The sequence below is a fragment of the Pseudomonas sp. WS 5021 genome, assembly GCF_012985535.1.
Lineage (GTDB): Bacteria > Pseudomonadota > Gammaproteobacteria > Pseudomonadales > Pseudomonadaceae > Aquipseudomonas.
In genome coordinates this window covers 164,171-179,717 of the sequence record NZ_JAAQWP010000003.1, presented here as the reverse complement: position 1 = coordinate 179,717, position 15,547 = coordinate 164,171, and the positions used below count along the sequence as shown (strand labels likewise).

The following is a 15,547-nucleotide window of genomic DNA, read 5'->3' as shown; positions in this document are numbered from 1 at the left end:
GCTAGGAGGGATAAGCACAGAAGGACGTCGTTTGGAGCCCCGAGGGGCCCCAAACGGGACCGTTTTTAATCCTGAAGACCGTGCCATTGGTCTGGACGTCGATCAACGACGATGGTTGGAAGCAAGCCTTCAGCCGGGCGCTCCAGGATGCTGGATACGAAATTGATTGGAATAAGGTAATGCGCAGCTAGGCAGGCTGGGCTACAGCACGGCATCGCGCAGCAAATCAACCCGCTCGACAGCATTGAAATGACCGGAGGGACTCCCTCTTTATAAGCCATTTCCCTTCAAATCACTCTTACGACTCCGGTAAATCTTCTCTGCCAACTCAATGAATGCTTGAGCTGCAGCAGTAGTCTCGCTGCAATCCAGCACCGCGATTCCGACTTGGCGCCTGACTGCCGGATCGAGTGTCCTGACCACATAAAGCTTCTCGCTATCGTCGGGCAACGAAGACTCAGCCACAATCGTTACCCCATCTCCGCGAGCCACCGCGGCCAAGGTACTCATCAACTGAGAGGTCTTGTAGCGAATACGCGGCTTCAATTTGACAGCAGCAAAGAGCTGCGAGACCAGTTCGGCTGAACCAGCCTCGGTTAGTACAAACGGATCAGAACATAAGTCCTCCAATGTCACTCTTTCGTTTGAAGCGAGAGGGTGCGCAATCGGTAGCAAGGCAACCATTTGGTCCTCAAGTAAAGGCCAGGTATCAAACTGGGCTTCAGGTAAGGTGACAAACCCTACGTCCACCTCTCTGTCTAACAACCATTCCGTCACTTGGCGATCAGGCCCCTCACTCACATGAACTTCAATATTGGGGTAAAGGCGGCGGTAGTCTGTAAGAATCCGCGGCAACAAAAGCTGGGATGAGGTTGGGCCAAATGAACCAATTCGCAGGGTGCCAAGTTTCATGCCGCGGGCATCGCTGGCATCCTGCCTAATTGCATCCGCCAGACCAAGCATAGGTTGCACACGTAGAAGGATTCGCGCCCCTATGTCTGTCAGTTCAATCTGGCCTTGATGCCGAAGTAGCAGTTCAACACCCCACTCCTGCTCCAGAGCCCTTATTGCGTGAGAAACCGCAGATTGGGATATTTTCAGTTGGGCGGCTGCGAGGGTGAAGCCACGCCGCTCTGCGACAGCGACAAAAATTTCCAATTGGGTCAGCGTCATTTTTCATCCATGAGTAATCGCTCATTTTCATATGACCATGATTTTGCGTAAGCATAGATGAAACAGGCATAACGAGATAGGCCAGCCCTTTTCGCCAACTTATATCCAAGGATTGTTTTATGGTCGCCCAATGGAAGACTGATGGGATTTCGGCACTGTGGCCTGAAATCAACGGCCCATTCCTGTCCCTGCGAGGTATACCCGAGCATCTGATGCCGGTCACCCAGACTCAGGAACTGTACAAAGACCTTCTATTAGGGTTCGATGCAATCACGAGTTGCGAGATGAAAGAACTTTACAAGTTCAAACTGTTTCTCAATCGGATGCATCAACGATCGAACTTACCCCCGGAGTTGTTACTGATCCATAAGGCATTTATAGCTTGGGTAAACTTTGAATATGAGCGAGCACGTACACTCTTTACGCAACACCTGAAAGCGTACCCCTCCGACATCATCACAATTTTTTTTGTGCACATGCTCGACTTCTGTACTGGTAAGACGCCTAGATTAACGGCAGAATTTTCGTTTTGCGAACCACACATACCGCACACTCATGCCTTGTACTCCTACTACCTGGCAATAAAATCTTTTGTTTTGTGTGAAGACCAGCGCTTCCAAGAAGCCCTTGAACTGGGCCTTGAGGCGGTTAGGCTGATTCCCCATAACATCTACGGCATCCATGCTACTGCCCACGCATTGCATGAGATGGGCCGCTGGCAGGAACTTTCGAGTTTCCTGATCGACTGCAAGCCTGACTGGATCGAAAATAGCGGCATGCGCATGCACGTCTATTGGCACATGGCTATAGCCCACGAGCGATGCAACGAGGTCGATCAGGCACTCCAAGCATTCGAGGAACTGTATGAATTAAAGGACAGCCCCTTCGCGAAGCAGGATCTGGATGCGGTGGGTTTTCTCTGGCGCCTGCGTTTGAAAGCCACAGACAGCAAGTTCGCCGCTATCTGGGAACGTCTCGCTCTTTTGTGGACCGGCAGCGTCTCTGGATCAACCTCTTACTTTCACAACATCCATGCTGCGCTTGCCTTTTCTGCGACCAATCAGACTCTCCTCATCGAGAAGCAAATCGCCGAAAGCGACGGCTTTGGCATCGAGCCCGAAGCGCACCGAGCAGGCTTAGACGTGCTCAAAGGCATTCTACTGTTCACCTTGAAGCGTTATCACGAAAGCCTGGCGCTCTTGCGTACCAGCCGAGACCAGTGGCCGTTGTTAGGAGGGAGCCGTGCCCAACGCGAAGTCCTTGATCTGACTCTCGAATACATAGAACTCAAGACCCGACCGATCGTTGAGGAGAGGGCACCTGCATGACCAGCCATTCTCATCCACTGGTCCTTACTTCAGACAGCCTTACCTATCTTAAGCTTTCTCTGGTAGCAATGATCTGGGGAGGTACCTTTGTCGCTGGTCGGTATCTATCCGCAGACACACCCGCGCTATTAGCCGCCAGTGTCAGATTTATATTCGCCGGAATCACACTCGGACTGTTCCTAGGTTTCTTTTTAAAAAAGAGCTTTGTCCGGCTTGATCGGTCGCAACTAGTCAAGATCGTAGGATTGGGATTTTGCGGAATTTATACTTATAACCTCTGTTTTTTTTATGGCCTACATTACACAGCAGCCTCCCGCGCGTCATTGATCGTAGCCCTGAATCCCGCCGTCATGGCTCTTTTCTCTTATGTGTTTTTCCGAGAAAAAATGTCTGCAATGAAAACCGCAGGCATTTTTCTTTGCCTGATAGGGGCGGCTGTCGTAATTCTCAATAAGTCGTCAGGCACATTAATCGTGGATAAAAGCGACTGGCGCGGAGACCTTTTGATCTTTGGTTGCGTACTCAGTTGGGTCGCCTTCAGCGTATTCGGTAAGTCGGTAGTCAAAGAAATCGGCGCCCTACATACGGTGACCTACTCCATCTTCGCGGGGGCCGCGATGCTGACGGCGACCGCTATCGTCACTGGTCAATTCAATCAGGCATCACTGCGGGCTCTAACCCTTGCCGACTTTTCCAGCTTGCTGTACTTGGGCGCCATAGGCTCAGCGCTGGCATACATCTGGTATTACAAGGGAATCGAGCAGATCGGCGCAACACGTGCCGGAGTGTTCATCGCGCTCAATCCGCTGACCGCGGTGTTACTGGGTGCTATTTTGTTGGATGAGCAGCTCAGCGCTCCCACATTTATGGGGGGCGCACTGATTATAGTGGGCATCATGATCTGCAATAGGCCAGCCCGCCCTCAATATAACTGCGAGATGAAGAACGTGCGTACGCCATAATAGACTGAGTAAGTTATTTACCGTTTTAATTATCGAAACAGCCAGAGGTTCATCAACTAAACGACGTTTTAGATCATCTGTTTTTCGGACCAATCCACCTTTTCTACGCAGGCTATCTAGCAAACCTGCGAAGGTCCCATGCGCAGTTGCTATGACGCCTATAATATCCAGGCTGTACATGAAGATATTCACGATCAACCGCAATATACGACTTGCCAATCTCCGCGAATTTTTTTTGTAAATCTGAATCTGGAAGGTGAGCCGCAACGTGGAGCACTCGGCACAAAAGGAGCGGGAGAGAAGATCGTCGCTTGGAGCCCACGGAGGCTCCAAGCGAGACAGACTTTAATGTTTACGATCACCCTTGAATTTAGAGAATTAAAACTGTCGCAGCCGCTGCTGATTCCTCGGGCTCTCCAGCCATCTTCGGAGGAAACGCAAAACTGTCGCAACAGTATAAATCGCGACTTAAGCCTCATGCTCTAGACAATTAAAACTGTCGCAACCAGAAACGACACGGCTTTCACGCGCGTTCAAGAGGACCGGCGGCAGGTGGCCGCCGGTCGTAGAATCATCGACGAGGGATGAAGTAGGCAACGAGACCGATGGTCATCAACCAGACGTGGGTTGAACTGTCGACTGGGGTGTCACCTGGGAAAAGGATCATGGTAAACATGGCCGATTCTCCGGCCAGGGGAAGGGTCAAAGTCGGAATTGACTCGTGACTGTCCTGACTTTGTATTTAGTGGTGTTGATCATCGAGTTGACGAATTCGGACAAAAAAACACCTTGGCTGAGTCTGAGCGCTCCTAACTTGCCGACGCCTTGGTCCTCAGACATTACTGACGTCACAGCCTATTCCTGCAGGTGTTGTCGCCGACGCCGAATTGCCCCACCCACATAGCGTGGCAAGACTGACCCACCTCAAAAACTGCACGAATCCAGCACAGACAATGATTCGCGAGGAGTCAGACTGGATCGGTGAAGTCTCGGCAAGGCGGCTGCTTTTTCAGTTGATGTGGACATTACTGCTCCTTTGCATCAAGGCAGTTGGGCGACATAGCGCTTCCGGGCGTCAACAGCTTGGCGCGCCGACCATACGGCATTGCGGAGTCGCTCGCCCCGCTCTTCGTGGCGACGGTCCTGGGCGCCGCTGCCGTCCCTCCGGTTAAAGTCGTACTCTTGCCACTGCGCCAAGGCTTCCTCGGCTTCCTTCAGTTCCTGCTCCAACTGCGCCAACTGTTGCAGCGCAGTGACTTTTTCAGGTGAATCGGACATAACTACTCCTTGGTTCTCAGGGATATCCATGGGTTTTCGCCTTCTCAATCAGGTTCACGAGGTCGCCCCGGAAGCGCTATATATACCTGCGTCAGGACCGTGTAAAACTGGATGCCGACTCATAAGGCCAGTAAGATTGCGCAGCTTTTGCCGCAGCAATGGATGCCAAACTGACCTTCGCAAGGTGTCTTTGCCAGTCGCGCCGGTGCCCCCACAACGAGCACCTACCTGTCAGCTAAAATCTTGTCCGATTGCCTCCGGCTGTTATCAATCTTCATCTGGATGTACGCGTCGGCGTGTTGAACAGCTACATCCGCATCCATCGAACGAAACATTTCCACGACCATCCTGATTTCTTCGCTTGCGCAGTAGTTGCAGTCAAGCCATACCTCCTCGGCCCTCAAAGCACGATGCACAATCAGACTGTATCTTTGTGCCCAGAACTCTCGGTAGCCATAAGGGACAGTGTCAATCACACTGTCTATAGCGCTCTCAGACAAGGCCTCCACTGCACTAGTGAGATAGAACCAAGGTCTCTGGCTAATCGATTTGTAACCTTTCCACCAGATTGGATACTCCAGTTCTTGCACCCTGGTGCCTGATACTGCTGCCAACGCCGAAAATCGCTCCACCAGAGAAATTTCCTCGCTCACCCTGAGACTCATCGCCAGCACCAAGCTAGAGCAATTCCAGTAAAACTGCCGTTCCTGTCGCTCTATATGGATGCCAGTAATGCTTTCGAGCCCATCGAAGATCTGATGAGCATCGATTTCATTTTCGTCATACAGCAGCTCACCACTTGGTTCCAAATTAGTAAGGACTGGAATGCTGCTATCCGTGCTCAAGAACTCTACCAGCGCATCGGTCGCATGGAGCTTGTGTTCGATCTCCAGGAGCGTGAGATAGATGTATAGCGCCTGATCAAGCCTACCCGCCGCTTTGGCACTGCCTTGAGGCAGCCATGTGGTTAGCTCTTGGATCACCTGAGCCTTCATCGGTCGGTAGCCTTTCAGGGTGCTGAATACGTGAGGAAAGCTTCGGGTTTCGAACTGGCATTGCAGTACCAGCAGGACTTGCCTCATGTGATCATGGTCACTCCCCATCTGGAACGTCATCATGGCCTTGAGATCCGCGACGACAGCAACGATCTCTCGGGCCTTCCTTGCGGATTCACCATCAGACGTAAACGGCCAGGCGCTTCTGAATTCAGAAGAAAAACTCCTAGCGGGCTCGAGGCGTTGCAGAAGGCTAGTCAGTGTCGGACGATTCCACGCTCTAAATTCGTAGAGACCACACAGCACCTTGGTGGCAATGCTCCGATCAAACTCCCAGTAGGCCCTAAATTCATGGCCTGTCCACTGCTTGATGTCATCCTTGACAGATTTCAACAGGGGTTTTGGGGCGCGACCGGTAAAGAGCACCTGCAAGTACTCCGAGATACGAGCTGGACGAGTGCTTTCCGAATCAAGTATCTGCCGGTTCCCCATATCATAGGCCGATGGGAATACCATGCCACGCTCGTCATCGGTCAGCAGATAGTTGACGATGAGCTCGACCAGCGATTGAGAGTTCTTCGGCCATTTGTATGCCATCGTATCTAGGGTGCGTACACCAATCCTTGCGTGTCCCCGCAGAAAAGCCCGGCTAAAAGGCCCTTCCGGGCACTGCTGAACCTCCGGCTGTTCTTGAACCTGCTCACGAAGCTTTTCTAAATCCACATGTGTCTCCTGGATCAGAGTGTGCCGCCCCATTAGTTCTTGAGGCGGCAATTGAGGTTCTTAAGCCAACAAACCGGGGGCAGGAATCGCCTGGGTAGTGACATTTGCTGACGCCGCTCGCTCACGAATCGCTTTGAAACGCTCCTCACCGGACTCAAGCCGTTTCATGACCTTGAATTCAACTGCAGCAGCAAAAGCCGCGTCCTCGAAGGAAAGCTTTTGGTTCTTCAGGATGTCCTCCTGCATTGCAGCCAGCATGCGGGGCTCACCCTGTTCCATGCATCCCATGTTGAAGTGGTAATGCTCACTCCCAGCCTTGTAGACAGACTTGGACGCCCGTGCCGCACGACTCAATTTTTCTTTCATGACTCACCTCTTGGTTGATTGCGTTGATCGCAAGGTGAAAGGTACTGAACAGGCCGCTTCTCAACTAGGGTAGGTTTTTTCAATGGCTACAATTCGCTGGCCCCCACCACTGTAGTGGTCAACTAATCTCGGACGCCGCGTTAAGTTTTTCCTCGGCCACAGCGGGCGTCAGCTCGCTGTTCGTTGATGCCGAGGTGACCCAGTTGCCGAGATTTCACTGCCCCAGCCTGACTCCTCGTGAGTCACTGTCTGTGCTGGATTTTGCAGGTTTGGAGATGGTGCAGTCTTGCGTTGGCAGCTGGGTCAATCCAGGGGCAGCGCCAACAGCCGGGTTTGCTGAGTATTAAGCACAGCGCATATCTCGCGTAATTGAGGCATAGGTTTCCGCTGGACGGGGGCTGAGGAGCTCAAATCTGACGCCATCATTCTCACCTACGAGCCAGAGTCCCGTCTGTGCCAATTAACGATTCCAATCGCCTACTCCCCACTTAACCACCCCTGTACGCGGATGCGTACCATCGGTGTAAACTTGAGAAGAAAGCCTACCAGAGTCGGGAGCGATTTCTTCTCTAGGGCCAACTAGTAGCCCTGCCGGCGAAGGTAGGGGCTTGCCGAGTTTAAGTGCAAGCGAGGTGCTGCTCGCGACGATATATCTGGCCGGAGAAATTGCACTAAGATGCTTCTAAAAAAGTTTCCAGGTGCATCAGCAGATCAAATATCAACATTGGCAGGTTGTGGTGTCGCAACAGTCTATCGGGTGAAAAAATAGCTTAAAAATAAGGTGTAAAAGGTATGGAATCTAAAAGCTTGAAAGTATTAGCAAAAGCGATCTAAAGCATAATTTCAATTGCGCGATATAACAGATAACAGTCGAATACTATTTTTATAGCTCAAGCGAAACTACACAAATGCACTGATAATCTGCTCATCAACAAGTCCGAGAAAATCTTGATGGCATTTACTCAGGTAAGCTTTCTTCACCTTCGCATATTTGTTTTCGGGTTCGATTTGGAGAAGGTAATTAATTCGACCTATTAAACGCTCATAAATTAACGGATCAAAATCTGGCAGCCGCGCTAGACTACCAATATTTTTCTCCAACTCATAAATCTGAGCCCTGAGCTTTCTCTTAAATGATTTCGGAGCCCTAACTTGCCCAGAAGATATTGAGATACCCGTTACGATCTTTTTCCTACCAGCCAACTTTAGCTGCGTTTTTTTATGATTTAGATGAAAATCATACTCCAATAAAATCTCGCCTACCAATGACGCCAAATCCCTAGGTATAAACTCCCCTGAAAATGCTAGATCGTCTGCATAACGAGAATATTTTAAACCAAAAAAATTTGCCAGTCCGGCAAGTCTGACATCTATCGGGATGAACACTAGATTACTAAGTGCGGGACTTGTACATGCGCCCTGTGGAAGGCCATTATTCAAGATACAAATAAGTGAAGTATAAAAACACACATCAGCTTTAGCCCCATTTCTCTGAAGAGCTTCGAAGACCATTTGCCTAGAAATACTAGGAAAAAAGTCTTTTATATCAAGCTTCAATAACTCACTACCATTGACATGAATACGAGCATGGTCAATCGCGCTCTTACCTTTCACATATGCATAGGCAGAGGAGTTGGACTCAAAAGAAAAAAACAAATTATTCAGAATATTACTCTGTATAATCGCTAAGGAAGTGTATGGGGAACTTATTGTCCTAGTTCCACCACTTTTTTTTGAAATTTTGAATTCTCTATAGAAGCTCGATGGGCTTGCTATAATACGTGACAATACAGAAAGCTCCTCCTCGGTTGAAATACCAAGGAGCAGATGTAAGTGCGAATCTATCTGCATAGAAAACCTAACTAGTGTTGAAGGCCGACCCTACCAGCTTGCTCTTTTCACTTAAATTCATTCACGTAGTGAATGGATTTAACTCTATCGAGGAGCGAGCGAAGCGAGTGGAGCGATAGAGTTGAATTCATTCGTGGCTAAAATCAGCCTGAATGATAAAGGCGGATACACCTTCGATTACTAGAGCCGACCCCAACGGGCGCATTATACATAACGATGTGCTCCGGTCAAGGCTTTAGGAGTGTACTCATCCAACACACTAGGACGTTGAGTTTTACGGAGCCTGTTTAGCAACGCGATCTTAGCATTAGATAGATCTGGTGAAAGTCGAACGCTTCGACCCTCCCTAACAATTAAATCATTACGGACCATAAAATCCATGACTTCTATAATTAGCAGAGGGGAGACGCCATACTGAAAGTGAAAATCATAAATTTCGTGCCACTTCCGATCGGAAATAAATTCAATAAACTCTTTAAGCGCTGTTCTTTTTGAGCTCATCGATCAGCCCGCCCGCCTCAAGAGGGTTCTAAAGCTATCCCCGCTTTTCAACTTTGCCCACCAAAACACAGGGAAGACATTGTTAGGGCAATTATCATTTTCTACGCAGTACAGCGCTTCACTTTTGGAAAACCCAAAGCTGTAGTCTTTTATTTTTTTATTTTTATAGTTATCGTGCAGTTTCTGCTCCAACCCAAGCATAAGTAGCTTATATTCATCAGCCACTTTAGGCTCATACTTGTCTGAAATAGCTCGATCTAGAGATATTGCTGTAAATACTTCGCATCCGGTTTCATCCGCAATCCGATCGCATCCAAACCGCATGCCTGCAACAGACATATAATAAAGGGTAAAATCTACAACTCCTCTTTTCGAAAGAAGTTTGGTCAGCCACTTTGCCTTTGTAATTAGCTTACCACCGCTACCAATGAAGTCATCAAAAAGCACGACGACGTCACCGTTTTGTATAGACTTCGCCCCACTAGGAATGCTAGGTAACATCCGAAGGTGCCAATCATCATAGGGATCTAACTTATTTTTAAGCTTTTGCATGGCTGCTACAGAGCCATCAATTTCCATATCGTTACAGGCTGCAACTATCCACGTGGTTTCTGGACTCAACGCCCAAGCTGTGATTTTAGCACTGAGATCTCTGTATGCATTTCGCTCTTTTATCGAGTCCAGCATCACAAATTCTTTTATCAGCTCTTTCAAAAATACTTGTTCGCTTCGATGATCACAGATATTCCAAAGATCTGAAAACTCATCTAAATACGCTTTGACCCAAGTCTGAGCCTCAACTATTTCAAACATGTCATATAATACATCCGCTGAGACTTTTGTTGCGACCAAGCTCAAAGAAAACTCCTTGCAAAATAAACATTTGCCTGAGGATGAAACGCTAGAATCACACTATAAAAATCTTCTACCGTCTTTCACATCAAGCATAATTCAAAGATAATTTGATATCAACAACAATGAACCACCTTTGAAAGCTTTATACTAGTGTCGTGAGCGGTTAGTTTATTTTCTAACGTACAACGATCTACTGTGCACCCCTCGCCCCGAGATGGTTCCAGGCATGCCTCGTCCAATTTCTCCCTTCGCACTGCAGCGCGCCGACGTTCTTACGCTTCAAGGTTGGCTGCGCATGAGTACGCTGGAGCAGAGCCTTGCTCAGCGGGCGTGGATACTGCGTTTGCTCAATGAAAGGGTGTGATCCTGGATAACAGTTCGACCCACAAAGCGGGCGTGCAACATCACCTGATATCAGGTCGATGTCTTTCATCACCGACCGCTCATTTTCGTTAAGGGCCGAATCAAAAACCTTCGCGATCACACGATTAACTGAGAGTCATCGTAGCTAGCAGGACGGGCCATCTGCTATCAAAAACTAGATACGTTGTTGAAAAAGCTAAACTCGAGGTATGCCCAGCAAACCAGGGGCCAGGGGCCATTTACATGCCTTTCACTTTTCAGCCCTTTCCATACATTCCCTGAACCTGCAAGCGTGCCTTGATGCCCATCTGAGCAATGCCGCTTGATCCTGGCTACTTGCGGGCCGGAAACTCTTCAAAACCAGCGGCAATCAGATTCGGGCGAAGTGCTTTCAAGCAAGTATGTGGCACGGCCAGCCAGAACAGGTTCCGCGCTCTGGTCACCGCGACATAGCCGATGCGACCTTCCTCGGTAAGGGTGCCGGCAAGCAAGGCGTCAACGTTCGGCTTTTTGGTTACGTACAGAACCGCACCGATAGACTCGCCCTTCACCTGGTGGATGGTTTCCACTCTAATCCCGGGGGCCCGATCCTTTTCCTCTACCGCACCAGTTAGGGGAAGATCCAACAACCCGGTTTTAGCCAGCTTGTTGCCCAGCTTGCCTGCAGCCTTCAACCCAAATTGCCCTTCGGTGGTCGAGAGAAGCTTTTTGATATTGGTCAGTAATTGGGGATGCCACTCGGTTTTAGCCAAAAGCGTAGATGAAGGTAGCCCGGCCTTAGCGTCGCGGATGAAACCCCAAAGCAGTCGTCTAAGCCCAAACATCCACGCATCCTGCGGGGCACCCTGAAGGTGAGTGCTGAGGCCATGCGGTGGCTTCTCCATCAAACCCTCCACCGCTCGGCACACAAGCTTGAAGCAATCTTGATAGCGGCCCTGCTGGTCTCGGACCAATGCTGCTTTGGTGAAAAGAGCGACCGTACCTTGACCTGGGGGAGCAGCTTTGCCGGATAGCACTGCCGCCCGGTCAGTCCCCCGGCTGAGGATCACCGCATCTTGATATTGCATGCCCAAGTCATCAATTTGCGCTTTGAACGATTCAAAAAGCTTAGGAAGCTCGGAGTCCTTGTATCCGACGAAGTACGCCCCCCCGTTTCCAGGCTCCCGATCGGCCTCATCCTCGCGGCCACAGAGTGAATTAGCGATGCTGATGATTGGAGGCAGTGAACGATAATTGCGCGAGAGCTTGTAGTCATTCACCCCCGCACGATTGTAATAGGTGCTCAGGAATGAACCGTCAGCTCCTGCGAAGCCGTAAATGCCCTGGTTTACGTCACCTATGAGCGAGACTTGAACTCCAGCCTTGATGAGCAATTCCAAAATAGCCTGATGCAAGGTGCCCAGATCCTGGGACTCATCGACCAAAATCTGCGGGTAGCGTGCGGCAAGCGCTCGCAAGACTGCTGGTTGCCCGATCAACGTACGGTACACCCAATACCGGCCAAGCTCGTGCGTGTAGGCCCCAATGCGGCCCAGACGCCTGATCGCATCTAATGCCTTAGCGGTATCGAGCTTCACCAAATCATCGAGGGTGCCGGTAAAGAAGTAGAAGTTCCCATGCTCCAGCCCCACTTTGACGTCCTTGATGTGGGTCGGACGTCCTTCCTCAGGCCAGTATTTAAAGTTTGCTAGGAACGGCTCGGTACCGGATACAAGGTACGCAGCTTGGTCTGAGGACATTGTTCGATAAGCGTGGGGACGCAGCACATGCTGGGTGAAGAAGCCGTCTAGCGTGTCCACTTCCACGCGTTTGCGGTTGGCATCATCTGGAAGGTCTGAAGCGAGCTGGGCGTAGCCTTTGTTGAAGGTATTGACCGCAACATTCGAGAACGACAAAAGTACAACCCGACCCCGACTATTTTCCATTTTTTGCCGGACGGCAATCAGCCGCCTGATCGCCGTGGACGTCTTGCCGCTACCGGCGCAGGCTGTAACAGCGATAGGTCCAAGAGGCGCATTGATTATTTCCTTCTGCTCATCGGAGAGCTTCATGGCTTGATCGCTCCCTGACAGACATGTTCAATCGCTTTGCGGAGATAGTCAGGTACTTCGCACTTTGGCGTGCAGGCAATCTGTTCAGCCAAAGCCTGGGCAAACCGCCCCTTTTGCAGATTACCGCTACTCGCCTTACGCTCGAACATGCCACAAAACAGCGCCTTTGCCTTCGCAGTGTTGTCTGGCTGAGCATCGACGATCTTGCGTAGCGCTGCAGAAATGATCGGATGAGGGTCAGCCAAGGCCTTGAGCATCGAGTCGCGGTTCGCCTCAAGCAATGCAAGGTCGTATTCCAGCGTTTTCAAACCGTGGAACACTTTGACGAAAGCGTCGTCCGATTCCTTCATCTTGACGGTGTTGCTCGATAGCCTCACTTCGTCTCCAAGCGACGGGTAGACTTCTTTCCGTTTTAGCTTCTTCTTTTTCTTGGCAGGCTCAGCTAACGGATCATCCGCGTCAGGACCATCGGCGACAGGGGCATCCGTTTCTTCGAGATACGCAGCCTCGGCAAGAATGTCTTCGATGTCAGCTGCATCCAGCGCACCTTCCGCAAGCTCGTTGGCCTCTTCCTCCTCGAAAGGATCGGCGTCGGTTACGACAGCAACCGGGATCCGAAGTCCGTTTTCACCGAACAAAGGTAGGAAAGAATCGAAATTGAGTCCTTCGACACTGATCAGGCTGACCCCGAACTCTCGCAGGTCTAGCCCCATGAGCGTGGCCAGAGCATCGACGAGCATGAGCTCGGCGGCGCCTTCCACGAATATTACCCGACGAGCAAAAAAAAGTTCGGCTCGGGTCACGTCCAGATAGCGTTCCAGCTTTTCGCGTTTTCCCTTACCAAACTTGATATCGCGCGGGAAGAAGGTCTCTACGCCGGCATCGTTCTCAACCAAACACACCAGGGATTCGAGCTTGGAGTTGCTGGCAAAATTGGGGGAGTGACTGGTGACAAACAGCTGCACCGCCTTTTCACCTTCGCTCGTTGGCACGCCTGCGAGGTAGCGCAACAACACGCGCTGCAGCTGAGGATGCAAATGGGCTTCCGGCTCTTCAACAATCAAGCTGCGATACGCGGCGTCCGGATTCTTGGCCAGCTCGCTTAGCACTACCGCCATGAAAATCAGGTTGTTGAAACCCAGGCCATTCTGCTCAATGTCCATTGCTTGAGCCGTGAGGGAGAGCCGAGCAGATAACCGCTGAAAGTCCGTCGCGCTAAGCCCAACAGCGAGTGTCTGTGCCAATTGATCGCCCATCATAAGACCGTGTCGGGACGAAATCGCGGTATGGGTGTTCTGGATCGCTTCGGTCTGTTGGAGCTTTTCGTCCAGTTCCTTCAATGCTTGGTTAATCGCGTCACGGCCAGGTTCATCCGTGAGCAAGTGAAGCAGGTGTGCCAGCTGGCTGTTGCGGCTGGGTCGAAGTCCCTGAGCGGCATCTCGTAGGGGTTGGAGATAAACGCCCCTAAGGTTTTCCATCATGTCTGAGGTAAGCGCCACATCTTGATGATCGCCACACCAACGCTTGACCCTGAAGCGTCCTGTCTGATCTGCGTCGGTATATCGGACGTGGATATGGGCGTCCATGGTCTCATCAGCAGCGGGCTTGAGCGCAGCGATAAAGTCCGCTTCATCATCGTGGCTTAAATCACGAAAGACAAAATGGAAGGAAATGTCACCACCCGGCTCGCCCTCAAGCGGACGATGCCGGTCGGCGATATCAAGGCGGGGATACGGTTCGTCATGACCGGCGAGAAGGGTCCGAAGCGCATCCACTACAGCGCTTTTGCCAACATTGTTTGGACCAACCAGCACATTCAACCCAGGCTGAAATTTCAGCTTGGCGTCACGTAGCTTGCGGAAATTCTTAATAGTCAGCTCAGCGAGGTACATGAAAGTCTCCATCCGTGTTGTGCGGATAAGAGCCTATATGAGCTGAAGTGCGCAATAGGGCTTCCTCTCTACGACTTCCAAGGTCCGATATAGATGAAGGCGATCGTGCCCTAAGGTACGAAAAAAGGATGCCACCCCCACCTAGCCATGCCCCTCTTCCCACACCCTACACCCAGCAGCACGGCGAGCACACTGAGTACGCCGAGTACAATCAGCACAACTGAGCACCGAAAATCAAAAATAAAAACATGAAATTCATAAGGTTATAAATATTTTATGCGCGATATCGCGCAACTCGATTATCTGAACTAGCCTCATATCAGGAATTTGAGTGGTCTGTAACGTTCATTCACGTGCATAGAAATGCGCGATATGAGCGTGTAATGACGGTTTGCCATCGTCAACAGATGCCTTGAAACTGGACTCAACAGAAAACGGATAAGGGCTGCACAATGGCCAACGCAAAACAGTCAGCAAAACGCCGCTTAACGATGGCAGAACGTGCCCAGCAACTGATGCTGGTCCACTTTCCCAACATTCCCGATGCGTTGAAATGGACGCGAAAAACCCACGACGGCTTTAGCACGATTCCACGAACCCTGCCCATTGCCATGCAGATTATTGACGCCGACTCGAAGGGGCAGCCTGCCGGGCACGTGCTGTTTTGTCTATGGGCGCGTATGCCCGATCATCCGGTCATAACGATCGAGAACCCCAGCACGTTTGCGGCTGAAGCCGGGTTTCTCGGGGAACGGGCCGTGGACACCTGGCGTCGCCGGATGAAGAAGCTCCGGGAGCTAAACTTCATCATGACCAAGCCTGGCGCATCCGGTGAATTTCATTACGTGATGCTCACTAATCCTAACGCTGCGGTCGAGTGGATGCGCGGCCACGGCAAGGTTCAGGATGGCCTTTATAGCCGCTTCATCGAGCGACTTCCTGAGATCGGTGCCTATGGCGACATAGAAGCGCTCCATGCCTATTGGGCTGCGCTCAAAGAAGCGGAAAGGGTGGCTGCTGAAGTTGCTAAGCAGGCATCGAGCCCCTCCGTATTGGACGAGCCGGCCCCCGCTCCACCAACCAAACCAAAGCGGACCAGGAGGACGAATGCTAATGCGTAGGAGAGAGCGGGGCGCTAAGTGCTAATCACCCACCTCGGCGCCCTCAAAAATAAAGTCCTGGACTAACTGAGGGTCGAATCTGACTGGT

Annotated in this window: 11 protein-coding genes and 1 pseudogene; 4 read left to right on the top strand and 8 right to left on the bottom strand. The window is 50.8% G+C overall.

Translation table 11 applies throughout. From position 1 onward, the window contains the following. Positions 1–270 precede the first annotated feature (270 nt). Complete coding sequence (locus tag HBO19_RS10745) at positions 271–1,173, bottom strand: LysR family transcriptional regulator (protein ID WP_170057491.1); 903 nt, start codon at positions 1,171–1,173, stop codon at positions 271–273. Between the two features lie 119 nt (positions 1,174–1,292). Here HBO19_RS10745 and HBO19_RS10740 point away from each other — a divergent pair, with 119 nt between their 5' ends. Further along, positions 1,293–2,501: a tetratricopeptide repeat protein gene (locus HBO19_RS10740; RefSeq protein ID WP_169954060.1), complete on the top strand. Its 1,209-nt coding sequence runs from the start codon at positions 1,293–1,295 to the stop codon at positions 2,499–2,501. After that, complete coding sequence (locus tag HBO19_RS10735; RefSeq protein ID WP_262376956.1) at positions 2,498–3,463, top strand: DMT family transporter; 966 nt, start codon at positions 2,498–2,500, stop codon at positions 3,461–3,463. The genes HBO19_RS10740 and HBO19_RS10735 overlap by 4 nt, the downstream gene beginning before the upstream one ends. A gap of 1,041 nt (positions 3,464–4,504) precedes the next feature. Here the strand turns inward: HBO19_RS10735 and HBO19_RS10730 are convergent. The 5 genes from HBO19_RS10730 to HBO19_RS10710 form a co-directional block, all read right to left on the bottom strand. Next, positions 4,505–4,741, bottom strand: a complete 237-nt coding sequence (locus HBO19_RS10730) for a hypothetical protein (RefSeq protein ID WP_170057490.1) — start codon at positions 4,739–4,741, stop codon at positions 4,505–4,507. A 224-nt stretch (positions 4,742–4,965) separates the two neighbouring features. Further along, the gene (locus tag HBO19_RS10725) at positions 4,966–6,459 is read right to left on the bottom strand and encodes a hypothetical protein (RefSeq protein ID WP_170057489.1); all 1,494 of its coding nucleotides are present in this window, start codon (positions 6,457–6,459) and stop codon (positions 4,966–4,968) included. Between the two features lie 60 nt (positions 6,460–6,519). After that, the gene (locus HBO19_RS10720; protein WP_129449910.1) at positions 6,520–6,825 is read right to left on the bottom strand and encodes a hypothetical protein; all 306 of its coding nucleotides are present in this window, start codon (positions 6,823–6,825) and stop codon (positions 6,520–6,522) included. A 900-nt stretch (positions 6,826–7,725) separates the two neighbouring features. Further along, positions 7,726–8,613 (bottom strand): reverse transcriptase family protein, encoded by an 888-nt coding sequence (locus HBO19_RS10715; RefSeq protein WP_170057488.1) that lies wholly within the window; start codon positions 8,611–8,613, stop codon positions 7,726–7,728. Between the two features lie 567 nt (positions 8,614–9,180). Continuing rightward, positions 9,181–10,035 carry a hypothetical protein gene (locus tag HBO19_RS10710; RefSeq protein WP_170057487.1) on the bottom strand — a complete coding sequence of 285 codons (855 nt, stop codon included), beginning with the start codon at positions 10,033–10,035 and terminating at the stop codon, positions 9,181–9,183. A 223-nt stretch (positions 10,036–10,258) separates the two neighbouring features. Between HBO19_RS10710 and HBO19_RS10705 the strand changes: the two are divergent. Further along, positions 10,259–10,387 (top strand): annotated as a pseudogene (locus tag HBO19_RS10705) (IS630 family transposase); the annotation flags it as partial. 340 nt (positions 10,388–10,727) lie between these two features. Here the strand turns inward: HBO19_RS10705 and HBO19_RS10700 are convergent. Both HBO19_RS10700 and HBO19_RS10695 read right to left on the bottom strand, forming a co-directional pair. Beyond that, on the bottom strand, positions 10,728–12,446 hold the full coding sequence (locus HBO19_RS10700) for an ATP-dependent helicase (RefSeq protein ID WP_170057486.1): 1,719 nt from the start codon (positions 12,444–12,446) through the stop codon (positions 10,728–10,730). After that, positions 12,443–14,338 (bottom strand): AAA family ATPase, encoded by a 1,896-nt coding sequence (locus HBO19_RS10695; RefSeq protein WP_170057485.1) that lies wholly within the window; start codon positions 14,336–14,338, stop codon positions 12,443–12,445. The genes HBO19_RS10700 and HBO19_RS10695 overlap by 4 nt, the downstream gene beginning before the upstream one ends. Positions 14,339–14,790: 452 nt before the next feature. On the opposite strand from HBO19_RS10695, the gene HBO19_RS10690 reads away from it, so the two are divergent. Beyond that, the gene (locus tag HBO19_RS10690; RefSeq protein WP_222934690.1) at positions 14,791–15,459 is read left to right on the top strand and encodes a hypothetical protein; all 669 of its coding nucleotides are present in this window, start codon (positions 14,791–14,793) and stop codon (positions 15,457–15,459) included. Positions 15,460–15,547 lie beyond the last annotated feature (88 nt).

Bases quoted from the DNA above. Each gene is read 5' to 3' on its own strand.
- HBO19_RS10700 (WP_170057486.1), bottom strand. From the start codon at position 12,446: ATGAAGCTCTCCGATGAGCAGAAGGAAATAATCAATGCGCCTCTTGGA.
- HBO19_RS10720 (WP_129449910.1), bottom strand. From the start codon at position 6,825: ATGAAAGAAAAATTGAGTCGTGCGGCACGGGCGTCCAAGTCTGTCTAC.
- HBO19_RS10740 (WP_169954060.1), top strand. From the start codon at position 1,293: ATGGTCGCCCAATGGAAGACTGATGGGATTTCGGCACTGTGGCCTGAA.
- HBO19_RS10690 (WP_222934690.1), top strand. From the start codon at position 14,791: ATGGCCAACGCAAAACAGTCAGCAAAACGCCGCTTAACGATGGCAGAA.
- HBO19_RS10745 (WP_170057491.1), bottom strand. From the start codon at position 1,173: ATGACGCTGACCCAATTGGAAATTTTTGTCGCTGTCGCAGAGCGGCGT.
- HBO19_RS10735 (WP_262376956.1), top strand. From the start codon at position 2,498: ATGACCAGCCATTCTCATCCACTGGTCCTTACTTCAGACAGCCTTACC.
- HBO19_RS10730 (WP_170057490.1), bottom strand. From the start codon at position 4,741: ATGTCCGATTCACCTGAAAAAGTCACTGCGCTGCAACAGTTGGCGCAG.
- HBO19_RS10695 (WP_170057485.1), bottom strand. From the start codon at position 14,338: ATGTACCTCGCTGAGCTGACTATTAAGAATTTCCGCAAGCTACGTGAC.